This is a genomic window from Thermanaerovibrio velox DSM 12556 (assembly GCF_000237825.1).
GTDB classification, from domain to species: domain Bacteria; phylum Synergistota; class Synergistia; order Synergistales; family Synergistaceae; genus Thermanaerovibrio; species Thermanaerovibrio velox.
On the sequence record NZ_CM001377.1, the window covers coordinates 99,422 to 123,628 of the forward strand.

General features: G+C 61.6%; 20 protein-coding genes. 5 read left to right on the plus strand and 15 right to left on the minus strand.

Features of this window, described 5'->3' with window-relative positions; translation table 11 throughout:
- Positions 1 to 10: 10 nt before the first annotated feature.
- The 8 genes from THEVEDRAFT_RS00445 to THEVEDRAFT_RS00480 all read right to left on the minus strand — a co-directional run bounded on the left by THEVEDRAFT_RS00445 (position 11) and on the right by THEVEDRAFT_RS00480 (position 7,694).
- Positions 11 to 853: a transglycosylase SLT domain-containing protein gene (locus THEVEDRAFT_RS00445; RefSeq protein ID WP_006582766.1), complete on the minus strand. Its 843-nt coding sequence runs from the start codon at positions 851 to 853 to the stop codon at positions 11 to 13.
- Between the two features lie 227 nt (positions 854 to 1,080).
- Positions 1,081 to 2,829 (minus strand): sensor histidine kinase, encoded by a 1,749-nt coding sequence (locus THEVEDRAFT_RS00450; protein ID WP_006582767.1) that lies wholly within the window; start codon positions 2,827 to 2,829, stop codon positions 1,081 to 1,083.
- 4 nt (positions 2,830 to 2,833) lie between these two features.
- On the minus strand, positions 2,834 to 3,520 hold the full coding sequence (locus tag THEVEDRAFT_RS00455) for a response regulator transcription factor (protein ID WP_006582768.1): 687 nt from the start codon (positions 3,518 to 3,520) through the stop codon (positions 2,834 to 2,836).
- Entirely contained in the window at positions 3,517 to 4,212 is a 696-nt protein-coding gene (phoU, locus tag THEVEDRAFT_RS00460) for a phosphate signaling complex protein PhoU (RefSeq protein ID WP_006582769.1), read from the minus strand. The genes THEVEDRAFT_RS00455 and phoU overlap by 4 nt, the downstream gene beginning before the upstream one ends.
- Positions 4,213 to 4,227: 15 nt before the next feature.
- Positions 4,228 to 5,031: a phosphate ABC transporter ATP-binding protein PstB gene (gene pstB / locus THEVEDRAFT_RS00465; protein ID WP_006582770.1), complete on the minus strand. Its 804-nt coding sequence runs from the start codon at positions 5,029 to 5,031 to the stop codon at positions 4,228 to 4,230.
- Positions 5,028 to 5,888 carry a phosphate ABC transporter permease PstA gene (pstA, locus tag THEVEDRAFT_RS00470; protein ID WP_006582771.1) on the minus strand — a complete coding sequence of 287 codons (861 nt, stop codon included), beginning with the start codon at positions 5,886 to 5,888 and terminating at the stop codon, positions 5,028 to 5,030. Before pstA ends, pstB begins: the two co-directional genes overlap by 4 nt.
- Complete coding sequence (pstC, locus tag THEVEDRAFT_RS00475; RefSeq protein ID WP_006582772.1) at positions 5,885 to 6,754, minus strand: phosphate ABC transporter permease subunit PstC; 870 nt, start codon at positions 6,752 to 6,754, stop codon at positions 5,885 to 5,887. Before pstC ends, pstA begins: the two co-directional genes overlap by 4 nt.
- A gap of 112 nt (positions 6,755 to 6,866) precedes the next feature.
- A complete protein-coding gene (locus tag THEVEDRAFT_RS00480) occupies positions 6,867 to 7,694 on the minus strand; it encodes a phosphate ABC transporter substrate-binding protein (RefSeq protein ID WP_050802113.1) in 828 nt (275 codons plus the stop codon).
- A gap of 270 nt (positions 7,695 to 7,964) precedes the next feature.
- Between THEVEDRAFT_RS00480 and THEVEDRAFT_RS09065 the strand changes: the two genes are divergently transcribed.
- Genes THEVEDRAFT_RS09065 through THEVEDRAFT_RS00495 form a run of 3 tightly spaced genes read left to right on the plus strand, consistent with a single transcriptional unit; the run spans position 7,965 to position 12,749 of the window.
- Complete coding sequence (locus THEVEDRAFT_RS09065) at positions 7,965 to 9,656, plus strand: HD domain-containing phosphohydrolase (RefSeq protein ID WP_006582774.1); 1,692 nt, start codon at positions 7,965 to 7,967, stop codon at positions 9,654 to 9,656.
- A 52-nt stretch (positions 9,657 to 9,708) separates the two neighbouring features.
- The gene (locus tag THEVEDRAFT_RS00490; RefSeq protein WP_006582775.1) at positions 9,709 to 11,697 is read left to right on the plus strand and encodes a sensor domain-containing diguanylate cyclase; all 1,989 of its coding nucleotides are present in this window, start codon (positions 9,709 to 9,711) and stop codon (positions 11,695 to 11,697) included.
- 5 nt (positions 11,698 to 11,702) lie between these two features.
- The gene (locus THEVEDRAFT_RS00495; protein WP_006582776.1) at positions 11,703 to 12,749 is read left to right on the plus strand and encodes a mannose-1-phosphate guanylyltransferase; all 1,047 of its coding nucleotides are present in this window, start codon (positions 11,703 to 11,705) and stop codon (positions 12,747 to 12,749) included.
- A gap of 131 nt (positions 12,750 to 12,880) precedes the next feature.
- Here the strand turns inward: THEVEDRAFT_RS00495 and pepF are convergent, their stop codons facing one another.
- A complete protein-coding gene (pepF, locus tag THEVEDRAFT_RS00500) occupies positions 12,881 to 14,740 on the minus strand; it encodes an oligoendopeptidase F (RefSeq protein WP_006582777.1) in 1,860 nt (619 codons plus the stop codon).
- 204 nt (positions 14,741 to 14,944) lie between these two features.
- Between pepF and THEVEDRAFT_RS00505 the strand changes: the two genes are divergently transcribed.
- Entirely contained in the window at positions 14,945 to 15,718 is a 774-nt protein-coding gene (locus THEVEDRAFT_RS00505) for a transporter substrate-binding domain-containing protein (RefSeq protein WP_006582778.1), read from the plus strand.
- 11 nt (positions 15,719 to 15,729) lie between these two features.
- Here the strand turns inward: THEVEDRAFT_RS00505 and trpB are convergent, their stop codons facing one another.
- The 5 genes from trpB to nadA form a co-directional block, all read right to left on the minus strand.
- Positions 15,730 to 16,938, minus strand: coding sequence for a tryptophan synthase subunit beta (gene trpB / locus THEVEDRAFT_RS00510; RefSeq protein ID WP_006582779.1), 1,209 nt, complete (start codon positions 16,936 to 16,938; stop codon positions 15,730 to 15,732).
- Positions 16,939 to 17,243: 305 nt separating this feature from the next.
- On the minus strand, positions 17,244 to 17,717 hold the full coding sequence (locus THEVEDRAFT_RS09070) for a YbjN domain-containing protein (RefSeq protein WP_006582780.1): 474 nt from the start codon (positions 17,715 to 17,717) through the stop codon (positions 17,244 to 17,246).
- A 137-nt stretch (positions 17,718 to 17,854) separates the two neighbouring features.
- Positions 17,855 to 18,718 carry a carboxylating nicotinate-nucleotide diphosphorylase gene (gene nadC / locus THEVEDRAFT_RS00520; protein ID WP_245522681.1) on the minus strand — a complete coding sequence of 288 codons (864 nt, stop codon included), beginning with the start codon at positions 18,716 to 18,718 and terminating at the stop codon, positions 17,855 to 17,857.
- Positions 18,719 to 18,725: 7 nt separating this feature from the next.
- Entirely contained in the window at positions 18,726 to 20,249 is a 1,524-nt protein-coding gene (gene nadB, locus THEVEDRAFT_RS00525) for an L-aspartate oxidase (protein WP_006582782.1), read from the minus strand.
- Position 20,250: 1 nt separating this feature from the next.
- Positions 20,251 to 21,207: a quinolinate synthase NadA gene (gene nadA / locus THEVEDRAFT_RS00530; protein ID WP_281054555.1), complete on the minus strand. Its 957-nt coding sequence runs from the start codon at positions 21,205 to 21,207 to the stop codon at positions 20,251 to 20,253.
- A gap of 232 nt (positions 21,208 to 21,439) precedes the next feature.
- Between nadA and THEVEDRAFT_RS00535 the strand changes: the two genes are divergently transcribed.
- Positions 21,440 to 22,666, plus strand: coding sequence for an iron-containing alcohol dehydrogenase (locus THEVEDRAFT_RS00535; RefSeq protein ID WP_006582784.1), 1,227 nt, complete (start codon positions 21,440 to 21,442; stop codon positions 22,664 to 22,666).
- Positions 22,667 to 22,772: 106 nt separating this feature from the next.
- Here THEVEDRAFT_RS00535 and THEVEDRAFT_RS00540 read toward each other — a convergent pair whose 3' ends face one another.
- Positions 22,773 to 24,158: a PTS fructose transporter subunit IIC gene (locus THEVEDRAFT_RS00540; protein ID WP_006582785.1), complete on the minus strand. Its 1,386-nt coding sequence runs from the start codon at positions 24,156 to 24,158 to the stop codon at positions 22,773 to 22,775.
- Positions 24,159 to 24,207 lie beyond the last annotated feature (49 nt).

Below are 24,207 nucleotides of genomic sequence, written 5' to 3' on the forward strand. Positions count from 1 at the left end.
GTGTGAAGGCTTACTGTGCCATGGAGGTCTTGATGTTGGCCATTTTTGTGTTCACCTTTCGGAAGTAGGCCACCGAGGATCCGCCGTAGTATCGGGCCAGGGCTTTTGGTATGGAGCCGTAGGCTTTGACGTACCGGGAGAGCAAAAGGCATCCCGCCGCGACCCCCTTCTCGGGGTCCATCATATCCTCTTTGGACTCTATGCCGTTGGCCTGCAGGAGGTCCGTGTGAACCCGCCACATGACCTGCATGATCCCCATGGCCCCCTTGGGGCTCTTGGCGGAGGGATTGAAGTGGCTCTCCGTGTGGGCCACCGCGGCGGACAGGTGAACCGGTATGCCGTACTTGGCGCTGTAGTACACCAGGGCGGTCCCCACGCGCCAGGCGGTCTTAGGGGACACCTTTGGGTTTGTTCCACGGATGTAGCGCACCACCGCGGCGACGGTCTTTTGGTCCTCGCTGGAGAAGTCCTTGAGCCTGTTGAGAGTTGAGGTGGGGTGTTTTATCCCCCAAAGCGCCAGGTCCTTCGTGTTGAGCCCCATGAGGCGAAGGGTTTCGGTTATTGACGGGTGGAAGGAAGCGGGGGCTGCCTCCAGGGTTACCATGGGTGCCCCTTGCTCGGTGGTGCACTCCTCGGGGCTTGTGCTGTCACATGCGGTGTTTAAGATGTCCTGTTCCTTGGCGTTCGAAGATGTCTTTGGGGACCCCTCTTTCCCGACCTCGGATACCACGAAGCCGGTTTTTTGGCCGTTTGTAAGGTCCTCCGCGAACCCCGGCGGAGCTAAGGCGATCACCGAGGCAACCAGGGCCAGGCAAAGTAGCCCCGCTGCCTGCCAAGTTCGTCCTAGTTTCATCAGGGATAGTCCTCCTTTTGTTTTTGATTAGTCTATGTTTTCAGCCCATTTATCACCTCCCCGTAAGATGGGGGTATTATAACCAAACCGGTTGGTGGGGCAACTTTTGTTCTATAAAATTAAAAACCGCCGGGTGTTTTAACCAAAAAACAATGCCACGGCCAACTTTCAGAATACAATAAGTCAGCCGTGGCTTCTGTTAGTAATTACTGATTTTAATGCTAATTTTATTTACTTTTAGGGAGCTCCATCAGGAATTTTGAACCCTCCCCGGGGCGGGAGCTGTTTAGCCTCACGTCTCCTCCATTTGCCCTTAGGATGCCCCTGGCTATGGCGAGCCCAAGACCGTAGCCCCCCTGGGACTGCCTCGCCCGGTGAAACTCCCCCCGCCGGAAACGCTGGAACACCGTCTCCTCCATGCCCTCCGGTATGCCAGGGCCGTTGTCCTCCACCGCCAGGGCCCAACGGTCTCCCATGTCCTGAAGCCTCACGGTAACCACGCCGCCCTCGCGGCCTTGGAACTTTTGTGCCGTGTACTTCACCGCGTTCTCAAGGAGGTTCCGCACCGCGGTGACCACATCCCTTCCGCACCGAACCGGCGCGGACGTGGGAAGCTCCATGCGGACTTCCACCGAAGGGGCTTCGGGCATCAAGGACACCTGCTCCGCCGCCTCCCGCACCAGATGGACCAGGTCCAGCTCCTCCACAGGGCCCGCTGATCCCCCTTCACACCTTGCCAGCATCAGCAGACGGTCCACCATGTCGCTGAGCCGCTCCTGCTGTTCCAGTATCCGTTTGACGAACCGCTGGTCTTCCTCGGAGGCCCCCTGGAGCAGCAGCTCCGCCGCACCCCTTATGGCGGTAAGAGGGGTTTGAAACTCGTGCCCCACGTCCGCCACGAAGTTCCGCAAGGTCTCCTCCAGCTTCACCCGCTCGCTTATGTCCTGGGCGGTGAGAACCGCTAGATCCCCCGCAGAAGCCCCCCGCACCAAGTAGGATGTATCCTTCGAACCATCCTGAACCGTAACAGTGGACTCCACCGACCGGGCACCTTTAAGGAGCGCCTCCCCAAGCTCTATCACCTCCGGGTGCCTTATGACCCCCTCCATGGGAAGTCCCTGGCAGTTTAAGGCCCTCACCAGCCTCTCCATGGCGGAGTTGCAGTATATGGCCCTCCGGTCCGTGCCAAGGAGCAGGACCCCCACGGGCATGGTCTCCACAAGACCCCTTAGGTTCCCCCTCTCCCTCCTCAACTCCTCCATGGTCCTGTTGAGCCGCCGATACATCCGCTTGAGGCTCAGGGACAGCCGCCGTATCTCCGCCGGCCCCCCGGAGGGGAACTCCGGCTCCTCTCCGGCGTCCGCCGCGTCGGCCCCTTTCGCTATGGCCAGTATCGGATCGGTCAAACGCCTCATCCACCACGCCCCTATGACCATCGCAAGCCCAAAGGAGATGGCGAAGGACAGCCAAAGACGCCTCCGGAGCGACGATAGAGCCCCGTAGAAGATGTCCTTCCTCATGGACACCCTTATCACCATGGGAGTCGCCCCGTCCAGCCGCCTTGCCTCGTAAAGGTACTCTGCACCGGTGGTGTCGCTCCGCCTTACCGCGTAGCCCTCCCCTAGTTCGAAAGCCTTGCGGATCTCCGGCCTCAACAGGTGGTTCTCCATCTTGGATACCATATCCCTGGGGACCTCGGTGTCCAGCAAGACCGTGCCGTTCCGGTCCACAAGGGTGACCCTCACCTCCGCCTTGCCGGCCCAGGCCCGCAGGGGAGCGTCCAGAGCCTTCGGGTCATCGCCGAAAGCCCGCACCGCAACCTCCGCCGCCCCCGTGAGGTTCGACAGCTGGTGCCTCACGTACTCCTCCAGGTATCCCCAGGTATCCCCAAGCACCAAAATCCAAGAAAGCCCCAGGAACGCCGCCAGAGGAAGGACCATCAGCAGCGCCGCCTGCCCCTTTATGCTCTTGAACATCCCGCTAGCCCTCCGTCATCCTGTATCCCCTGCCCCGGACGGTGCGGACCGTTACCCCTGCCCTTGCCTCCGAGAGCTTCTTCCGGAGCCTGAAGACGTGAACGTCCACGGTCCTGCTGTCACCCCCCAGGTGCCCCCATACCTTGGCTAGCACCTCCTCCTTGGTGACAAGACGACCCTGCCCCTTGATCAGCACCTCCAAGAGCCGCTGCTCCGTGGGGGATAGGTCCAGGGGTTCTCCCCGTACCAGGGTCTCTCCACCCTCTTCCACGGACAGATCCCCCATGATGCTCACCCTCGAGGACGATGCCTCCGCCGATTGATGCCGCTTGAGACGGGACCTGACCCGGGCCATGAGCTCCGGAATGGAGAATGGCTTGCGCACGTAATCGTCCGCCCCCGCCTCCAGCCCCGCCACCGCGTCCCTCTCGTCCCGCCTGGCGGTGAGCATTATCACCGGGATTTCCTTCCCGTTCCGGTCCTCCCGGATCCTGCGGCAAACCTCCCATCCGTCCATCTTCGGCAACATCACGTCCAGGATGATCAGATCCGGAAGGGCCGACAACGCCTTATCCAGCGCCTCATCCCCATCCCGAGCCCAGAGCACCCGGTAACCTTGCCTGCGAAGGGCCTCCGAAAGCACCTCCGCTATGCTCTCCTCGTCCTCCACCACGAGAATCCTAAAGCTCATCGGACACCTCCTATGGGACGCCGGAACTGGGAGGCCTTAAGTCGCTTCCCGGTGCTCATGAACAGTATGTGCTCCCCAAGGTTCGTGGCGTGATCCCCCGCCCTCTCCAGCACCCTCGCCACCTCCGCCAGGGAGGTGGCCTGAGATATGGTCGAAGGCCTCTCCAACATTATGGCCAAAAGCTCCCTCACCACCTGGCTCTGCAGGTCGTCCACCTGATCGTCTAAGGCGCAGAGCTCCTTCGCCAGCTCCTCGTCCCGGTTGAGAAAAGCCCTTATCGCCATGTCCACCATGGAGCAGACCAGATCCCCCATCCTCGGTATGTCCAGGAGGGGCTTTATCGGCTCCTGATCTGACATCTGAAGGGCCCTCTTGGCCACGCTCACCCCAAGATCCGCTATCCTCTCCAGATCAACGGTCATGTGGATGGCGCAGGACATGGTCCTAAGGTCCGCCCCAAGGGGCTGGTAGCGGGCGATGAACTCAAGACACGAGCTGTCAAGCCAAGAGGCCAGCTCATCGCTCCGGTCGTCATCCTCCAGGACCTTCCGGGCCATCTCCTGGTCCCTGTGCTGAAGAGCCCTCACACCCCCCCTCACCGATGACTCCGCCATGGCCCCCAACTTCATTATGGCGGACCTTATTATCTCCAGCTCGTCGTCCATGTGCTTCCTTGTGCTCGTCGAGTTCACCAGGGGTCCCCCTTCCTAGCCAAACCGTCCGGTTATGTAGTCCTCTGTCCTTGGGTCCTTGGGGGATGTGAAGATCTCCCTGGTGGGACCTTCCTCCACCAGCTCCCCCATCAGGAAGAAGGCGGTCCTGTCGGACACCCGGGCGGCCTGCTGCATGTTGTGGGTGACTATCACAACAGTGTACCTCTCCTTCAGCTCCCTTACCAACTCCTCGATCTTGGCGGTCCCAAGGGGATCCAGGGCGGACGTGGGCTCGTCCATCAACAGCACCTCCGGTTCCACCGCTATGGCCCTGGCTATGCAAAGCCGCTGCTGCTGACCCCCAGACAGGGCCAGGGCGGAGGAGTCCAGCTTGTCCCTCACCTCGTCCCAAAGGGCCGCCCCCCGGAGGCTCCTCTCAACTATCTCGTCCAGCTTCCTGCGGTCCCTTATGCCGTGCAGCCTGGGACCGTAGGTCACGTTCTCCCATATGGAGAAGGGGAAGGGATTGGGACGCTGGAACACCATCCCCACCCTGCGCCTGAGACCTATAACGTCAACCCACGGAGCGTATATGTCATCCCCGTCTAGGAGAATCCTGCCCTCCACCTTTACCCCCGCTATGAAGTCGTTCATCCGGTTGATGCACCTCAGGAACGTGCTCTTCCCGCAGCCCGAGGGTCCTATGAGGGCGGTCACCGACCTGGGGGGTATCTTTAGGTTTATGTCCCTAATGGCGGCCCGCCCCTCCTCATAATATAGGGACAGCTCCTGTGCCTCCAGCTTGGGGGCCTCCATATGATCCGCCGGGGCCCCATGCCCGTCCTGTCCTTGGGTCATACCTGGTTCCTCCTCCTCAATTGACTCCGCCACACCGTACCGGTCAGGGAGAATATAAGCACCACCCCTATGAGCACCAGGGCGGTCCCGTACTGTATCGGCCTTGTGGCATCTATGTTGGTCCCCGCAGTGGCCAGCACGTAAACGTGATATGGAAGCGCCATCACCGACTCAAAGGGACTCTTGGCGAAGTCGGGGGTGAAGAACACCGCCCCGGTGAAGATTATCGGTGCCGTCTCCCCCGCCACCCTGCCAAGCCCCAGTATCGCCCCGGTTATTATGGAGGGCATGGCGGATGGAAGGACCACCTTCCTTATGGTCTGCCACCTGGTGGCCCCCATGGCGAACGACGCGTCCCGAAAGTCCTTCGGCACGTTCATCAGCGCGGTCTCCGCGGCGCTTACCACCACCGGCAGCACCAGACAAGCCAGGGTCATGGAGGCGGTGAGCATGTTGGTCCCAAGCCTTAAGAAAACGCAGAAGAACGAAAGACCGAATAGACCAAACACCACCGACGGCACCCCCGCCAGACTCCTTATGGCAAGCCTCAAAGCGGAGGCCCAAAAACCCTTGGGGGAGTACTCGTTGAGGTACACCGCGGTGGCTACCCCCACGGGAAGGGCCATCAGCATGGAAAGCCCCATGAGCTGCACGGTCCCCACCAGGGGCGTGGCAATACCCCCTTCGGTCATGCCGCTCCGGGGCTTCTCGGTTATGAACTCCCAGCTCAGGGCGGAGTGGCCGTTCTTCCACAGGAACGCCACTATAAAACCCATGACACCTATGGCCCCTATCATCATGAGCCAGAGCACCAGGGAGCTCATGCGGTCCTTTAGGATCCTCGAAAAATGATTCAACCCCTGCGCCTCCCCTCAAGCCACAGGATGATGAAGTTTATCCCCATGGTGGCAAAAAGCAGTATCAACCCCATGAAAAAGAGGGCGTGATAGTGGGGGGATCCAACCGGCGTCTCTCCCATTTCCGCCGCTATGGCGGAGGTCAAGGGCCTTACCGGGTCCGTTATTGACTCCGGTATTATGGCAGCACCCCCCGCCGCCATGAGAACCACCATGGTCTCCCCCAGGGCCCTCATGATCCCCAGAAGACAGGCCTGGGCTATCCCCCGCCAGGCATAGGGGACGCACACCTTGAATATGGTCTCATGACGGGTGGCCCCAAGGGCGTATGAGGCGTCCCTCACATCCTTGGGGACCGCCATGAGAGAGTCGTCCGTTAAGGACGCCACCGTCGGAAGTATCATCACCCCAAGCAGCATGGAGGCGTTCAGCATGTTAAGGCCGCTCAAAAGCTCGAGCCTCTCCTGCATCCATGGGGCTATCACCACCATGCCCAGGAACCCCAATACCACGGATGGGAAGAACCCCAGGGCCTCCAGGAGGGGCTTGAACAACTCCCGGAGCTTGCCAGGACACACCATGGCGGTGAATATGCCAAGACCTACGCCAACCGGAAGGGCCATGAGGGCAGAAAGCCCCGTAACCCCAATGGAACCCGTGATCAGCGGCAGCATCCCGAAGGACGGCTCATCCCTGGCGGGATACCAGAGCATGCCCAAGGCCATGTCTTTAAGTGTCGTATGGGCCAGGATGGGCAGGCTCTCCTTGAGCAAGAAGACCACTATGGACAGCATAACCGCTATGCCCGCCATGGCCACGGTCCCTATGGCCGCCCGGGGTACCCGGTCCCCCCTTATCTCCCCCATTTAAAGGTACCTCCTTACCGTCGCGCTCCTGAAAGAGGGGGGCCCTGAGGCCCCCCTGGACAACTTGCGCTCGAACTTCCCCGACTCCGCAGGATCCCCAAGGCTCCTCAGCCTAGGGCTTAAGGGTTACGAAACCCTCCTTGGCCACGTACTTCTGCCCCTCCGGCCCCTTCATAAAGTCCAGGAACGCCTTAACCTCCCCGCTGGGCTCCCCGTTGGTGTACATGTATAGCTTCCTGGCGGTGGGGAACTTCCCGTTCCGAGCGTTGGTGGGGGCCCCGTCAACACCGTTTATCTTGAGGGTCTTGACAACCCGGGTGTCCACGTAGCCCAGCCCGTCGTACCCTATGGCCAGGGGGTTCTTCGCCACCGTCTGTATAACCGCCCCGGAGGACGCCACCACCAGGGCCCTGGGGGTCACCGGGGCCTTTCTCAGCACCTTCTCCTCCCAGACCTCATAGGTGCCGGAGCTGGTATCCCGGGTTATCACCACTATGGGCTTATCGGGACCGCCGACATCCTTCCAGTTCTTGATCTTGCCGGTGTAGATGTCCCTGAGCTGGTCCACCGTGAGGTCCGATATCGGGTTGGAGGGGTTGACTATGGGAACTATGCAGTCAAAGGCCACCACGTGCTCCACCGGATTGATCCCCTTGGACTTGGCCTTCTCAACCTCCTCCTTCTTCATCGCCCTGGAGGCGTTTGCTATGTGGGCTATGCCGTCTATCAGCGCCTTTATGCCGTTGCCGCTGCCGCCTCCGGAGACGGAGATCTTAACCTCCGGATGGGCCTTCATGTACGCCTCCGCCGCGGACTGGGCAAAGGGAAGTACGGTTGTAGATCCGTTCATCACTATCTCCCCCGCCATGGCACTGCCGCATAGCCCCACAAGCAGGACAACCGAAGCCAAAGCCTTGCCTAAAAACCTCACGCGAATCATCCTCCCTCTTGGTCTTAACTTCCCTTGCCTCAAGATCCTACCCCCCCACGATTGGGACCGCCTTACAGTTGTGTTAAGGATTTGTAAATTCCCCAGGATAGCCCGTTCCCCGGACCAGCTGGGGGCCAAAATCCCGTTTTTGTAACCTGCCCATATCGCTTGCGGTGGGTCAGGGCGTGTTCTTGTGGTGTTAGAATTAATATGGCTGGTGTTTCGGATGCACGGTTTATAGATAGTCATCAAGCGTTGCGGGGAGAGAGTGGATGAGATATGGAAAGGCTTCTCAAGGGAGCTATTGAAGCTTTAGGCGAACCCGTCGCCCTAGTGGACCCCTCCGGGAGGGTGGTCTTCGTTACCACCTCCCTGCAGAGGCTCATGGGCATTCCGGGGGACTCTTCGGAGGGCAGGATGTGCCAGGACCTCTTCGGAGATGACCTTTGCAGGGCCGCCCTTTGCCCCGTGCTATCAGGGGGAACCTCATGCCCCGCTTTTCAAGTGGGCTATCACAGCGGTTCCGTTGAGTGCCGGGGCATATTCGATCCCTTCGGTAAGTTCGAGGGGGTGCTGCTGTCCTTCAGCCGGAGGGACGCGGAGCTCCGAATGGCCCTTGGGGACTTGGCCTTTCAAAGGCGTCTTCTGTCCGCGGTGACCGATGACGACTCCACGGTCTTCGCCGTGTTGGACAGGTCCGGCCGGGTGGTTCACTGCAACGGCTTCGCCAGGGACCTGCTGCCAAGACAAGGCTCCCCGTTCATATGGGAGATGGTGTCCAAGGACCACGTCCAGGCCGTGAAAGACGCCTTGAGATCCGGGGGGGTCCTTCACGTTAAGGCCTTCAAGGGGGAGCAGCTCCGGCATCTGCTGCTGAAACTGGTCCTCTTGTCCGGGGGCAGGGAAAAGGAGTCGGTCCTCCTCATAGGGCACGACATCACCGACCTGGTGCTGGCAAGGCAGAACCTCGATGTGTTCCGCAGCGCCCTTGACCAGTTCGCCGAGTGGGTCTGCATAACCGACCCCTCCGGCACCATAACCTACGTGAACTCCGCCTTCGAGGAGATGTATGGTTACACCCTGAAGGAGGCTCTGGGCAAGAACCCAAGGATACTGAACCCAGGCCCTGAGGTCTATGAGGAGCACGGCATATCGAGGGAGGAGTACGAAGAGATCTTCCGTAGGCTGTGGCGGGATGTCTTGGACCCGGCGGTGGGGCGCTGGGAGGGAGAGGTTTTGAACCGCCGGAAGGACGGGTCCGTGATCTGGGTAAGGCTCATAGTGAGCGCCATAAGGGATGTGAACGGCGACATATCGGCGCTTCTAGCTATCCCGGTGGACTTGAGCGCCCTCAAGGACAAGGAGGAGCAGGTCCTCCTTGAGGCCTACAGGGCCATCATGCTCACCGCGGAGATGCGGGACGAGGAGACCGGGGAACACCTGATCCGCATAGGAAGCTACTGTCGGTTGCTCGCGGAGGCCATGGGAATGCCCGACAAGTTCTGCAAGGACATGGAGCTCTTCGCCCCCTTTCACGACATAGGCAAGGTGGGCATACCGGACAGCATACTCCTGGCCCCAAGGCGGCTTGACCCCGGGGAGTTCGAGCTAATGAAGACCCATACGGTCATGGGGTACAACATACTGAAGGACAAGAGGAGCCTGAGCGTGGCGGCGGAGATAGCCCTCTACCATCACGAGCGATGGGACGGATCCGGCTATCCCTATGGGCTCAAGGAGACCGAGATCCCCCTTTCCGCCCGGATAACCGCCGTGGCGGACGTCTACGATGCCCTGAGGAGCCGGAGGCCCTATAAAGAACCGATGGATCACCAGCGGGTGGTGGACTACATCACCGCCAACTCGGGCGTCCATTTTGACCCGTCGGTGGTGCAGGCCTTTATGGACGTACACCTGGAGATGGACCAGGTGTTCGTCCTTAACGGCGGTTCCGTGGGAGATGCGACATGATCGGCGGTTTGGCTGGCCTGTGAAGTAGGCCTCGAAGATTGGGGGTGCTGCCGTGGGTTTCCCGAACCTCAAGACCTTGATTAACGCACTTGGGAGGGCGCTGTCGCCGGAGGACGCCTGTTCGGCCCTGGCGGACTGGGCCGCCAGGGCTTTTAAGGACGGGAACCGATCGGTCTTTTTTTACGTCCCCTCCAGGTCGAATGACGGGATGCTCGTGGACGTGACCGGCAGGGCGAGGAACCAGCGTTTCGTCCCCGCCATGGACGGCCCGGTGGGGCGGGCTTTCTCCCTCGGGGAGGTGCAGGTGGAAGGCTCCCCACAGGACGGGGGTGTCACCCGCCTGGCCTGCCCCGTTAAGTGGCGGGGCCGGGTGATGGGGGTCCTTTGCGTCGTCGGCAGGCGGGGGGAGGATCTGGTTGATAATCTGGATATGGTTATAAATGCATCTGACCTGGCAGCCCCTGTGATATGGGGATTGCTCGAGGCGGAGCGTAAGGAGGACCGGCTTAAGCTTGAGAGGGTTCGGAATGCGTCGCTGGAGGACCTGTCCTACAAGAGGGGGGCTCTCATAGCGCTTCTCACGCAGCTCGGGGACGAGGTAACCGTGGAGGGGTTGTTTGACCGGACGGTGGATGGGCTTGTGGCCATGGGTTATCAAGTGGCGTCCATAGTGTCCAGGGACCGGAGAGGAGCTCCCATAAGGTTCCGGAGGAACCGCGGCAGCTCTGTCTCGGCGGAGCAGGTGGATCCGTTGATCCAGGAGGGCCGTGGTTTGGTGGGAAGGGTGATGCGGTACCTTAGGCCCTATCTCTGCGAGGATTCCCTCATAGACCCGGTGGTGGTGAGGACCGAGGAGGACATCCGGTCCGAGCTTGGGGTTCCCATAATAGGTCCTGACGGTTATCCCTGGGGGATGCTGCGGGTGGGGAAGAGGCAGCCCAGGGCGCTGAGCGTGGAGGTTGACGGGGAGATCCTCAAGGCCCTGGGGCTATTCATAGCCATGAGGATAGAGAGAAGCGAGGTCGTAGACCGTCTAGAGAGGGAGCTCAACAGGAACAGGATGCTGCATCGGCTTGTGATGTCCTTGAGGGGGGCATCGTCGCTGGAGGAGATGGCGGATGTGGTGGTGCGGGAGCTCTCGGACTCCATGGGGTACGGGGTGGTGGAGTTCTTCAAGGTGGAAGAGGAAGGTCCCGTGGAGCTTGAGATATTGGCCTCCAGCGTGACCCCTAAGGAGCTGTTGGGGGAGAAGAGCCGGGAGATAAAGCGCAGGGGCGGGGGGTTGGTGTACCGGATCCTGAGGTCCCGGCGGATGACCAACCATCGTTGGGTGGGCCCCGAGTCGGGACACCTGGCCTTGGTGGACGCGGGCACCAGGCATCAGCTGGACGTCCCGGTGTTCGCTATGGGTCAGATGAGGGGGGTTCTGCTTCTGGAGTCCCCGGATGAACCTTTCGATGGCTCCGACGAGGAGTTCTTCGAGGTCCTCTCGTGGCACCTGGGAGCCCTGCTTGAGGGGTTGGAGCACCTAAAGCTCCTGGAGCTCCAGAGCCTCAAGGACCCGTTGACGGGGCTTTGGAACCGCAAGTACCTGGACGCCCGGCTGGAGGAGGAGCTCACCCGCTCTGCCAGGTCCGGGCTTCCGGTCTGCGTGGCCATGGTGGACCTGAACAACTTCAAGGGGGTGAACGACACCTACGGGCACGAGACCGGGGATATGGTCCTAAGGGAGGTAGCCAGGGTGATCCGGGAGTCGGTCCGGTCCAGCGACGTGGTGGTCCGGTACGGGGGGGACGAGTTCGTGGTGTTCTCCCCCGGGGCAAGCCAGGCTGAGATGATGGGGCTTCTTGACCGGGTGAGCCGTGCCCTTTCGGGGATGATCCTCTGTTCCTGCGTGAGCGGGTTGTCCTTCGACTTCGGTGTGGTGTGCCTTGAGGCGGGTGAGTGCCTCATGTCCGCGGTGGCCCGGGCGGACGCGGAGATGTACAACCTAAGGCGCAGCCGAAGGCCCAATGGCGGATGTGACGACGGAAGGATGTAGATGTGATGAAGGCCCACGGGATTCTTTTGGCCGGAGGAGGGGGCACCAGGCTTTGGCCCCTGTCGCGGGGGGAGAACCCCAAGCAGTTCATGCCCCTTGGGGAGGGCCCGAGTCTCCTTGCGGATGCGTTCCGCCGGGCGTTGAGCCGGGTGCATCCCTCAAGGATGGTGGCGGTGACCTCGCAGGGCTTGGGGTGGAAGGTTAGATCCCACCTGCTGGAGACCCCGGGAGGGGAGCTCTGCCCCGTGATCGAGGAGCCTTGCAGGAGGAACACCCTGCCCGCCGTGTTGGCCGGTGTCCTGGCCCTTAGGGACAAGGGGGCCCGGGATGGGGACGTGGTCTTCGTCCTCCCCTGCGACCACGTGGTGGGAGACCAGTTGATCCTGGCGGATGCCATGGACCAGGCGGCGGAGATAGCCCTCGCGGGGTACCTTGTGACATTTGGCGTGGAGCCCGGGCATCCGGAGACCGGTTACGGTTATATAAAGACAGGGGAACCGCTTAGGGGCCTTTCCGGGCATGCGGTGGAGCGGTTCGAGGAGAAGCCCCCTTTTGAGAGGGCCAAGGCCTTTCTGGAGGAGGGGGGATACCTTTGGAACAGCGGGATGTTCTGTTTCTCCCTTGGGACCTTCATGGAGCAGCTCGAGCTGGTGGCCCCATCCCTTTGGGGCCTTGCGGGGGCAGGCCTTGCGGGGCTTTTGAATGCCTACAAGGACGTGGAGCCCCTGTCTTTCGACAAGGGGCTCCTTGAGGGGTCCCATAGGGTGGCGGTGGTGCCCCTTAAGACCCCCTGGTCCGACGTGGGCAGCTGGGACTCGGTTTACCAGGTGACGCCTAAGGACCAGGAGGGCAACGCATCGAGAGGGTCTGCCCGTTTCGAGGGCTGCCGTGGGTGCCTTGCGGTGTCCTCCCGGAGGAGGCTTGTCCTCATGGGGCTTGAGGACGTGATGGTGGTGGACGGAGAAGACGCGGTGCTGGTCATCCGCCGGGGGCTTTCCCAGCGGGTTGGGCAGGTGGCGGAGGAGGAGAAAGGGGAGAGAGCGCGTCCTTGATCCCATCGATCCCCAAAGGGGTTCTCCCCTGTGGGCGGCGAGCGGTTGCGGCGTCCATGAGATCGAACGAAGCCCCGGGGTTGTCCCCGGGGCTTCGTTGGTGCATCGGATCTCCTGATCCAGCGTGTCTGCTACCTGGCGTCCATCTCCTCCAGCTCCTTGAGCCTCCGGTCGAAGAGCCTTATGGCGTCCTCTATGGGTTTGGGAGAGCTCATGTCAACCCCCGCCTCCTTGAGGAGCTCTATGGGGTGCTTGGAGCCCCCCTTCTTAAGCATCTCAAGGTACCTGTCCCTGGCAGAGGGGTCTCCGGAGAGGACCGCGCTGCTCAAGGATATGGCGGCGGATATGCCGGTGGCGTACTGGAAAACGTAGAAGGGGCTGTAGAAATGGGGTATCCTAGCCCATTCCATCAGGAGCTTCGAATCCACGTGGAAGGCCTCCCCGTGGTAATCCCCGTTGAGCTTTTCCCACAGCTCCTTGAGCTCCTTGGGGGTCACCGGTTCCCCTTCCGCATGGCGGCGGTGGACCTCCCGCTCAAAGGAGGCGAACATGGTCTGCCTGTATAGGGTGCTCCTTATCTGATCCAGCTGGTAGTTTATAAGGTACCGCTTTTCGTTCGGGTCCTTGGCGTTCTTGATCAGGTGGTCCAGGAGGAGCATCTCGTTGAACGTGGAGGCCACCTCCGCCACGAAAATGCTGTAGTCGCTGGTGGGGTACGGCTGATTGAGGTTGCTGTAGTAGGTGTGCATGGAGTGCCCCATCTCGTGGGCCAAGGTGAACACGTCGTTCAGGGTGCCGTTGTAGTTCATGAGTATGTACGGGTGGGTGCCGTAGCTGCCCCAGGAGTAGGCCCCTCCCCGCTTGCCCTTGTTCTCCATCACGTCTATCCAGCCCTTCTCCATTCCCTCCCGGGCGATCCTTACGTACTCATCCCCCAGGGGCTTTAGGGCTTCCAAGACCAAGGCCTTGGCCTCCTGCCAGGGGATGTCCGTCTTGGGTTCATCCGCCAGAGGCACGTGAAGGTCGTAGGGCTCTATCCGCTGGAGCTTGAGGGCCTTGGCCCGGAACTTCACGTACCGGTGAAGCGGCTCAAGACGGGACTCCACGGTCCTCACCAGGTTGTGGTAGACCTCCTCCGGTATGGCATCGTCGTCCAGGGCCATGGCCAGGACCGACGGGTACTTTCGTGCCTTGGCCAAGAAAAGGCTTCCCTTGAGCATCCCGCCGAAGGTGGCCCCTAATGTGTTGGTGAACCTGCCGTAGGCGTCGTACAGGCTGTCGTACGCCTCCTTCCGCACCCGCCGGTCTTTGCTCCTTACGAACCGGTAGTAGCGCTCCTCCGACATCTCCGTTAGGTTCCCCTTTTCATCGGTTATGGGGGAGAACGTCATGTCCGCGTTGGTGAGCATGGAGAAGGCCTGATCCGGTGTCTCCAGGGCGTCCCCAGCCATCGCCAGGAGCTCTTCCTCCCTGGGGGAGAGCACGTGGGCCCTCTTCCGGGCTATCTCGGACAGGAAGAACCGGTGGTCCTTTAAGGATGGGTGTTCCATGAACTCCGATAGCCTCTTGGGGTCCATCTGGGTTATCTCCGGCACTATGAAGCTGCAGAGGGTCTCCAGCTCCGTGGACAGGGACGACACCCGATCCGCCAGGGCCTGACGCTTGGGGTCCGATGTGTCCTCATGGCTTCTCATCACCCCGTAGGCGTAGAGCTTGCCCATGGTTATGGCCAGCTGATCCTTGAGCTTCAGGCACTCCGCAAGCACCTCCGGCGATGAGCTGAGCCTTCCCTTGAAGCGCTCCACCTCCCCCATGCGGCCCTTGAGGGCCTTTAAGTCCCCCTCAAAGGCCCGTTCATTGGGGTATATGTCCTCCAGCCTCCACTTGAGCTCCACCGGCACGTCCTTCCTATCCGGAAGGCTCCCCGCCCCGGCGGAGCTGGAGAGGGTCGCTAAGAGCGCTGCGGTGATGACCACGGTCCTAGGGTTCATGACGTGAATCTCCCCCTTCCATTAAGGTTAAAATTCAAAAAAGCTTAAATCCCTTTGCACCTGGTTGAGTATGCCAAGGACTGGCCTGTAAGGCAACCCCTGAATCCGGCGTATGGGGTCCCTTGAAGTCCCGGGCCCTTTGGTGTTAGCCTGTCCGCAGGGTGCGAACCTTGGTGCACGATTACGGGCTGGGGGGTGGATAGGATGGTGAAGTCCCTGCTTAGGGCCGTTTTGCTGGCCCAGTTCGTCCTGTTTTGTGTCACGGTTTGCCCTGGCATCGGCGCGGAGAGGGTCCTTGTGGCGGCGGCGGATCCTTGGCCTCCCTACTTCAACCCCCGAAGCCAAAGGCTTGGCATGGCGGCGGAGATCGTGAGGGAGGCCCTGAGGACCCAGGGGTATCGGGTGTCGTTTAAGGTCATGCCGTGGGATGCCGCCCAGCGGGCGGTTTACGAGGGCAAGGCGGACATGCTCATAGACGCCTGGTTCACCAAGGAGAGGCAGAAGAAGTACCTGGTGAGCTCCCCTTACGCCGTAAGCCGCATAGTCTTCTTCAAGAGGAAGGACAGTTCCTTCCAGTACCGGGGGCGGGAGAGCCTCACGGGGCTTAAGGTGGGGCTCGTCAAGGGATACTCCTACGACGAGGAGTTCCTCTCCTGGGACAACTACCGGAGGGATTACGACGTGAGCTTCGTGCCCTTGGCGCTGAAGGTGGCGTCCCGAAAGCTGGACCTGGCCCTTAACGACCGTCTGGTGGGGATGCTCGAGATCTCCGAGCGGGAGCCGTGGCTTTTGGAGGTCCTTGATACTGCGGAGACGCCCCTGCGGGAGGCCACCCTTCACGTGATGGTCTCAAGGAACGTCAAGGACGGGGAAAAGATCCTGAAGGCCTTTGAGAAGGGGCTCTTGGAGATGAAGAGGAGCGGCCAGTACCGGAGGATACTGGCCGCGTACGGGGCGGAGGACGGGGCGGTCAAATGAGTTTGCGGCCCCTAGAGCCTAAGCTCCCTCATGACGGTGTCGAGGTCCTTATCCCCCCGGCCGGAGAGGTTGACCAGGATCGCTTGGTCTTCGTTGAGGGTTGGGAGGAGCTTTAAGGCGTACGCCACCGCGTGGGAGCTCTCCAGGGCGGGTATTATGCCCTCGGTCCTGGATAGGGTGAGGAAGGCCTCCAGGGCCTCCCGGTCGGTCACGCTTTCGCAGCGGATCCTTCCCAGGTCCTTCAGGTGTGCCAGCTCGGGTCCCACGCCAGGGTAGTCCAGCCCGGAGGACACGCTGTGAACCTCCGCGGGGCTGCCGTCATGGTCGGTGAGCACGTAGGTCCTGAAGCCGTGGATCACCGCCTCCCGGCCTTTGAGCAGCGAGGCGGCGTGTTTATCCGTGTGGAGCCCCAGCCCCGCGGGCTCCACCGCCACGAGCTGCACCGACGGGTCGCCGAGAAAGCCGCTGAAGAGTCCCATGGCGTTGCTGCCTCCCCCCACGCAGGCTATGGCGTGGCTGGGAAGACAGCCCTCCACCTGGAGGAACTGCTCCCTTGCCTCTTCTCCTATGATCGACTGGAAGTGCCTCACCATGGTGGGGTATGGATGGGGGCCCACCACGGATCCCAATAGGTAAAACGCCCCGGGGTCCGACACGTAGCGGTCCAGGGCGGCGTCCACCGCCTCCTTGAGGGTGCCCGCCCCTTGGGAGACGCTCACCACCTGTGCCCCCAATGCCCTCATGCGGGCCACGTTCGGGGCCTGCTTCTTAACGTCCTGTTCCCCCATGAAGACCGTGCACTGAAGCCCCAAGAGGGCCGCCACGGTGGCGCAAGCGGTGCCGTGCATCCCCGCCCCGGTCTCGGCTATTATCCTGTCCTTGCCCATCCGCCTGGCCAGAAGCCCCTGACCCAGGGCGTTGTTTATCTTGTGGGCCCCCGTGTGGTTCAGGTCCTCCCGCTTGAGGTACATCCTGGCCCCCTTGGGGGACAGGCTGGACAGGTTCAAACACCGTGTTAGGGCGGAGGGACGCCCCACGTAGTGCCTTAGCAGCTCCCGGTACTCCCTCTCAAACTCCGGATCCCCCAATGCCTCTTGGAACGCCCCTTCCAGCTCGGAAAGCCTCTCCGCCACCGCCGAGTCCACGAAGGCCCCGCCGTAACGGCCGAAGTATCCGTCTCCCAAAACCCTCTTGCCCTCCGCCTGGCTCATCTGTCTCATCTTGCCTTCCTCCTCTCAAATGGCACTCACGTGCCGGGTTTCCGCGAAAGAGAGAGGGGCCGCCTGGATATACCAGCGCGGCCCCTCCTCGAAATAGCTTTCCCAAGTGGCTCAAAAGCGCGAGGGGGACCGCAGGATAGCCGCGGCCCCCCTTTAAGGACTTGCTAGAGCAAAGCCCAAGGCGGACGGCGGCCTCAAGGCCACCGCCACCAAAGGGTGCTGTCGATATTGAGGAACGGTTTGAGAGAACTGTGCAATCTGATCATGGGGTGATGATATGTGCCCCTTAAGGTCATGTCAAGGGGTCACATCAGCACCTCCTTGTACCACGTGACGAAGGACTCCCTGCAGGTCTTGAGGAAGTCCCTTATGCGGTCCCGGGTCACCCCGCCTTCCAGGTCTAGATCAAGCTCAAGGCAGGCTTGCTTCTTCTGGTCCATGTAGCTCCTGGAGTACCGGCGGTTCATGTTCCAATCGTTTATCCTCGCCATGGTGGCCTTGCTCTCCGCGAAGGCTATGTAGAACTCTATGCTGTTGTCGTTCGGGGTGAGCACCAGGGCGTTGTAGCCCTCCAGCTTCCATATGATGTCCCCGTCCTTGTCCAGGTCCGCGGAGTACCCGTCCTCCTTTAGGATCTTGACCAGCTCCTTAGTGGTTATTCGGTTAACCACGCTGTCCTGGGCGTTGCCCCCTGCCAAGGCTATGTTAGGGGTAAGGACTGTGCCTGCGGAAACCAACAGCGCCAGGACCAAGATGAGCGGGTAACTGGTCTTTCTCACGGTGCATCACCCCTTACCGGCGGGGCCCCCTTTAGGGTATCGCCGAGTAGAATTGACTTCCTGTGCGAGATTGTATCACGTCATAGATTTTATTAGGAGTATAGTCCCAATATTCCGTGAGCCACAGAGGTTTGGTGTCAAGGGTTCCCCTGCATTATTTCCGTTATGTTCATGCTTATGTCCAGGGCGGTTGCCGAGTGGGTGAGGGATCCCACGGATATAACGTCCACCCCTGCCATGGCGGCCTGAAGGGCCCGCTGGACCGTCATGTTCCCCGAGGCCTCTATGATCGCCCTGCCCTTGGCCAGCTTGACCGCCTGGGCCATCTCCTCGGGGCTCATGTTGTCCAGCATGATGATGTCCGCCCCGGAATTGAGGGCCTCCTCCACCTGCTGAAGGGTCTTGGTCTCCACCTCTATGGTCATGGTGTGGGGTATCCGTTCCCTCGCCATGCGGACCGCTTTCTCGATCCCCCCTGCCAGGGCTATGTGGTTGTCCTTAAGCATCACCCCGTCGGACAGGGAGAACCGGTGGTTCCGGCCTCCTCCGATGAGCACCGCCGCCTTGTCCAGGGTCCTGAGGCCCGGTGCGGTCTTTCGGGTGTCCGTTATGCGCACCGGGAAGCCCGAGAGGGCGTCTACGAAGCCCCTCACCGCGGTGGCTATGCCGCTCATCCGCTGGAGCAGGTTAAGCGCCGTTCGCTCCGCGGAAAGCATGGCCCCCCCGTCCCCTGTTATCTCCATCAGGTCCTCGCCGGGGGTGACGGTGTCCCCGTCTTGCGCGAGGAAACGGATCTTCACGTCCCGGTCCAGGGTTGAGAATACCCGGGCGGCCACATCGAGCCCCGCCACCACCCCCTGGGCCTTGGCGGTGAGCCGCGCCCTTGCGGTCACCGGGCCGGTCACCACGCAGGCGGTGCTCACGTCCCCGTTGGGCATGTCCTCCATGAGGGCCTGCCGGATTATCCTATCAACCTCAAACCAGTTGTAATGCGGTCTCAAAGCCCAATCACCCCTCAATCCAGTGGCTTCCAAGGGACGAGGGCCTACTCAGGGCCCCGTTCACCACCGAGAGGGCCACCTGGATCATGTTTATCACCTCGAAGTGGTCAATTGATGATAGGTCCGCCCCCCCCGCGGAGCTCAGCATCTCGCCCAGTTCCTCCCGGGCCTTGCGAAGCCCTTCGGCGGTGCGGATCACGAAGGCCCGTTCGGTCATGATCCGCCGTATCCTTTCCATGGCCTCCGTTGGATCCCATGGGAACTCCGCGCCCCGGTGCCTGGGCTCCCCGGCGTAAGAGGGAAGTAGGCCAGGCCTTGGGGTGTCCGGTATCACCCGGGCTATCCGTTTGGCGAACACCAAGGCCTCCAGGAGGGAGTTGCTGGCCAGGCGGTTTGCCCCGTGGACCCCGGTCCTGGCGGCCTCCCCGCAGGCGTAGAGCCCTTCCACCGAGCTCCTGCCCCAAAGGTCCGTGGATATGCCACCCATCAGGTAGTGGGCCACGGGACGCACCGGTATCCAGTCCCTTGCTATGTCCAAACCCTCTTCCAGGCACCGGTGGTAGATGTTTGGGAACCGGGTCCTTAGGAAATCCCCTCCCAGGTGTGTAACGTCCAGGTACACGAAGGGGGAGTTGTGTTTAAGCATCTGCCGGGTCACCGCCCGGGCCACGATGTCCCGTGGGGCCAGGTCTTTTAGGGGGTGTTCGTCCCTCATGAAGGGTTCCCCCTTTGGGGAGCGCAGGATGCCCCCCTCTCCCCGCACCGCCTCGGATATGAGGAAGCTCTGCTGGGAGGAGGGGGAGTAGAGCCCCGTGGGGTGGAACTGGACGAACTCCATGTCCAAGACGGAGGCCCCGGCCCTAATGGCCATGGCGATCCCGTCCCCGGAGGAGTAGCGCATGTTGGTGGTGCGCTCGTAGAGCCTGCCTATGCCGCCGGTGGCCACCACCAGGTGCCTGGCGAACAGGCACCTGGTGGCCCCCCCGAGCACGGCCAGCACCCCGGCGGATCCGAATTGGTCGGTTATTATGTCCACCGCGAAGGCGTTGTCGAAGAAGGTGAGGTTATCTCGCCCCCTCGCCGCCTTGGCCAGGGCTCGTACGATCTCCGCCCCTGTGGAGTCCTTGGTGTGGAGTATGCGGTTCTTGGAGTGTCCCCCCTCCCGGGTTAGCTTCAAGGACCCATCGGGGTTCCGGTCGAACTCCACCCCCAAGGCCATAAGGTCCTGGGCGATGTCTGGGCTTTCTTTGACCATGACCCTGACCGCTTCGGGGTCGTTGTGGCGGCATCCCGCCTCCAAGGTGTCCTCCACGTGGGACTCCTGGTCCTCAGGTCCCTGGCATATGGCTATGCCCCCTTGGGCTAGGCCGCTGTTGGTGTCCTTGGGCAGGGCGCTCATAACCACCGCGGTTTTCATGGAGTGGGGCAGGTTCAGGGCTGCGAAGAGCCCTCCAACCCCGGCTCCTATCACGATGACGTCGAAGCGGTTGTGGTCCGAGGGTTCCCCTGCGAAGGATGTGAGGTATCTCAATTTATATCACCTCCAGCATCCTCTCCAGCGAGGCCCTGGCACGGTCTATCGTGTCCCGGGGAAGGATGATCTCGTGGGTTTCCTCCTGCAGGGAGCGCAGGATGGAGTGGAGGGTGGTGCGCTTCATGTTGGGGCACACCGGGGCGGGGGAGATGGTGTAGAAGGTCTTGTGGGGGCATCGTTTTTTAAGCCCGTGCAGCATCCCCTCCTCGGTGCCCACTATGAACTCCGAGGTGCTCGAGGAGGCCGCGAAGTCCAACATCTGGGAGGTGCTGCCCACGAAGTGGGCCATCTTCACCACCTCCTCCTGGCACTCCGGGTGGGCCATGAAGAGGGCGGAGGGGTGCTCCGCCAGGGCGGAGAGGACCTGATCCGGGTCTATGCGCTCGTGGGTGGGGCAGAAGCCGTCCCAGGGGATTACGCGCACCTCCGGCACCGCCCGCTGGACGAAGCGGGCCAGGTTGCGGTCCGGGGCGAAGATAACCTCCTTTGAGTTAAGGGATCGCACCACCTTTGGGGCGTTGGAGGAGGTGCAGCATATGTGGCACTCCCCCTTGACCTCCGCAGAGGTGTTGACGTAGCAGACCACCGGCACGCCCGGGTGTTCGTCCTTCATGCGCCTTAGGTCCTCCGGTGTCACCATGTCCGCCATGGGGCACCCCGCCTGGGGTTCCGGCAGCAGGACCTTCTTGTCCGGCGAGAGGATCTTCGCGCTCTCCGCCATGAATTTGACGCCGCAGAACACGATCATTCGGTGATCCGTACCAGCGGCAGCGCGGCTCAGCTGGAAGGAGTCCCCCACCAGGTCCGCCACGTCCTGCACCTCCGGGATCTGATAGTTGTGGGCCAGGATTACGGCCCCCTTCGCCTCCTTGAGGCGAAGGATCTCGGACCTTACTTCGTTGAGATCCATTTCCTCCGGTCTCCTTTTGGATTTTTTGAGTTTGAGGCTTTTGATCCCCCGCTGCCTTAGTTACAGCCCCGAGGAGATCGTGATTTGCATTACAAATGCTTAAAAAAGGCCCATTTTTGCTACATAATAGCACACCCGGCGGGATTGTCGGATACCCCGAGGGCCTCCTTGGCGGGGTTGACATCTTAGAGAATCGGAGTAGAGTATGGCCCGAAGAGACAGTGAAAAAAAGACACAAACTTTACGATATCGTCAAAAAAGTTTGGAGGTGTCCGGAGTGTGGGAGAAGAACAACTCCATATACGACGTCAAGGAGATAAGGACCAGGACCACCTGCTACCTGGGGGTGGGAGCCATAGACAAGGTGGATCCCATAATGGAGGCCCTGTCCGACATGGGGCACCGGAGGGTTTTGGTGGTGTCCGGCAGATCGTCCTACAGGACCTGCTGGGGCAAGGTGCTCAAGGCCTTTGAGAAGCACGGCGTTTCCTACGTGCACTACGACCGCATAACCCCTAATCCAACGGTGGACTCGGTGGATGAGGCGGCCCAGATGGCCCGGGAGTTCGGGGCCACCGCGGTGGTGGCCATAGGGGGAGGCAGCCCCATAGACTCCGCCAAGAGCGCCGCCATACTGATGGAGTACCCCGACAAGACCGCCAGGGACCTGTATGAGCTCAAGTTCAGCCCCAAGAAGGCCGCCCCGGTGGTGGCCATCAACCTCACCCACGGGACCGGCACGGAGGTGGACCGTTTCGCGGTGGTGAGCATACCGGAGAAGGAGTACAAGCCCGCCATAGCCTACGACTGCATCTATCCCCTGTTCGCCATCGACGATCCTTCCCTCATGACCGGGCTTCCGGAGGATCAGACCCGGTACGTGTCCGTCGATGCCCTAAACCACGTCATAGAGGCCTGCACCACCGTGGCGGCGAGCCCTTACTCCATCCTGCTGGCCAAGGAGACCGTGAGGCTCATCGCCAAGTACCTGCCTAAGGCCCTTCGGGATCCCAAGGACCTGGAGGCCCGGTACTACCTGCTCTACGCCTCCATGATAGCCGGCGTGGCCTTTGACAACGGCCTTTTGCACTACACCCACGCCCTTGAGCATCCCCTGTCGGCGGTGAAGCCGGAGCTTCCCCACGGCCTTGGGCTTGCCATGATAGTCCCCGGGGTGGTCAAGAACATCTACCCCGCAAGGCCCGAGGTCTTGGCGGACGTGCTGTCCCCGATAATCCCGGGCCTCGAGGGTACCCCCGAGGAGGCCTTGGGGGCCGCGGAGGCCTTGGAGGAGTGGCTGTTCTCCGTGGGCGTGACCCAGAAGCTCTCCGACCAGGGCTTCGGTGAGGAGCACGTGTCCAAACTGGTGCACCTTGCCAAGACCACCCCGTCCCTTGACACCCTGCTGAGCCTCGCCCCGGTCACGGCCACGGACCAGGTCATAGAGGACATCTACAGGTGCTCCCTGAAACCCCTCAAGGCCTCCGCGGCCGTAAGGGGTTAGGCAACAAGCCCTACAGCCCCTCGTCTCCTCCTTAAACGCCGTGGGGCACCGGGATCACCGGTGCCCCACGGGCTTCTGGAGGGTCACATCTTCCCTTGTCCCAGCCCTAATCCCTCCGGGGCTTTAAAAACCCCAGCATTAGGGCCGTGAGCCCTGCCCCCAGGGCTATCGAGAGGGCGTACATCCCAAGGTTCCCCACCGCACCGGGTATGGGGAGCACGAAGATCCCCCCGTGAGGGGCCCGCAGGGTGCAGTGGAACCCCATGGACATGGCCCCCGCCAGGGCGGAACCCGCCACGATGGAGGGTATGACCCTTATGGGGTCCGACGCTGCGAAGGGTATGGCTCCCTCGGTTATGAAGGATATGCCCAGCACCCCCGCCGCCTTGGCGGCCTCGCGCTCCTCCTCGGAGAACTTGCGGGGGAACGCCATGGAAGCCAGGGCTATCCCAAGCGGAGGGGTCATGCCCGCCGCCATAACCGCCGCCATGGGCTCGAAGGAACCGCTGCCCAAAAGCCCCACCGCGAAGGTGTAGGCCGCCTTGTTCACGGGGCCTCCCATGTCGAAGGCCATCATGGCCCCTAGCAGCAGCCCCAACACCGCCGCGTTGGAGGAGCTCATGCCATTTAACGCCCCGGTGGTGGCGTCCATGAGGGCCTTCACCGGGGTCCCCACCACGTAGAGCATGAGGAAACCGGTTATGAGGGAGGAGAGAAGGGGTATCACCAGCACCGGCATCAGCCCCTGCAGCCCCTTGGGCAGCCGTACCTTTTGGGATATGAACAGGGCGCTGTATCCCGCGATGAAGCCCGAGGCGATACCTCCAAGGAACCCGGAGCCTATCTGGCTTGCCAGCATGCCCCCTATGAACCCCGGGGCAAGGCCCGGCCGGTCCGCTATGGAGTAGGCCATGTAGGCGGAGAGCACCGGCACCATGAGGGCGAAAGCGGCTCCCCCGCCGATCTTCATCAGCCCCCATGCCAAGGACCCCTCTTGTTCAAAGGCCTTTATGCCGAAGGCAAAGGACATGGCTATCGACAGCCCCCCCGCCACCACCAGGGGTATCATGTAGGAAACCCCGGTCATCAGGTGCTTGTAGACCCCCCTGCCGGAAGGACCCGCGGGTTTCTCCTTCTGGGCGGGAAAGCCGCTCTTCGCCTCCCCGACGGTCCCGGCGGCCTGATAGACCGGCTCCTGGAGCACCCGCTCTATCAGGGATTTGGAGTCCTTTATGGCCTCCCCGGTGGACACCGACAGCACCCGCTTGCCCTGGAACCGGTCCTTCTCAACCTTGGTGTCCGCCGCTATGATCACCCCGTCCGCAAGGGATATGTCCTCCTGGGTGAGCAGGTTGTCCGCCCCTCCGGCCCCCCGGGTCTCCACCTTTATCTCGTGTCCCATCTCCTTCGCCGCCAGCTTTAACGCCTCCGCCGCCATGTAGGTGTGGGCTATGCCGGTGGGGCAAGAGGTTACCGCCACTATCTTAGCCATGAAAGGCACCTCCTGTTCGTCTGTGGGTACCAAAACGCCGCTACGCCCT

What these genes read in the sequence shown, in the direction of transcription:
- THEVEDRAFT_RS00480 (WP_050802113.1), bottom strand. Translation starts at nt 7,694, where the DNA reads ATGATTCGCGTGAGGTTTTTAGGCAAGGCTTTGGCTTCGGTTGTCCTG.
- THEVEDRAFT_RS00495 (WP_006582776.1), top strand. Translation starts at nt 11,703, where the DNA reads ATGAAGGCCCACGGGATTCTTTTGGCCGGAGGAGGGGGCACCAGGCTT.
- pstB (WP_006582770.1), bottom strand. Translation starts at nt 5,031, where the DNA reads ATGACCCAAGGACAGGACGGGCATGGGGCCCCGGCGGATCATATGGAG.
- THEVEDRAFT_RS00505 (WP_006582778.1), top strand. Translation starts at nt 14,945, where the DNA reads ATGGTGAAGTCCCTGCTTAGGGCCGTTTTGCTGGCCCAGTTCGTCCTG.
- pstC (WP_006582772.1), bottom strand. Translation starts at nt 6,754, where the DNA reads ATGGGGGAGATAAGGGGGGACCGGGTACCCCGGGCGGCCATAGGGACC.
- THEVEDRAFT_RS00540 (WP_006582785.1), bottom strand. Translation starts at nt 24,158, where the DNA reads ATGGCTAAGATAGTGGCGGTAACCTCTTGCCCCACCGGCATAGCCCAC.
- THEVEDRAFT_RS00445 (WP_006582766.1), bottom strand. Translation starts at nt 853, where the DNA reads ATGAAACTAGGACGAACTTGGCAGGCAGCGGGGCTACTTTGCCTGGCC.
- THEVEDRAFT_RS00455 (WP_006582768.1), bottom strand. Translation starts at nt 3,520, where the DNA reads ATGAGCTTTAGGATTCTCGTGGTGGAGGACGAGGAGAGCATAGCGGAG.
- trpB (WP_006582779.1), bottom strand. Translation starts at nt 16,938, where the DNA reads ATGAGACAGATGAGCCAGGCGGAGGGCAAGAGGGTTTTGGGAGACGGA.
- pepF (WP_006582777.1), bottom strand. Translation starts at nt 14,740, where the DNA reads ATGAACCCTAGGACCGTGGTCATCACCGCAGCGCTCTTAGCGACCCTC.
- THEVEDRAFT_RS00450 (WP_006582767.1), bottom strand. Translation starts at nt 2,829, where the DNA reads ATGTTCAAGAGCATAAAGGGGCAGGCGGCGCTGCTGATGGTCCTTCCT.
- THEVEDRAFT_RS09065 (WP_006582774.1), top strand. Translation starts at nt 7,965, where the DNA reads ATGGAAAGGCTTCTCAAGGGAGCTATTGAAGCTTTAGGCGAACCCGTC.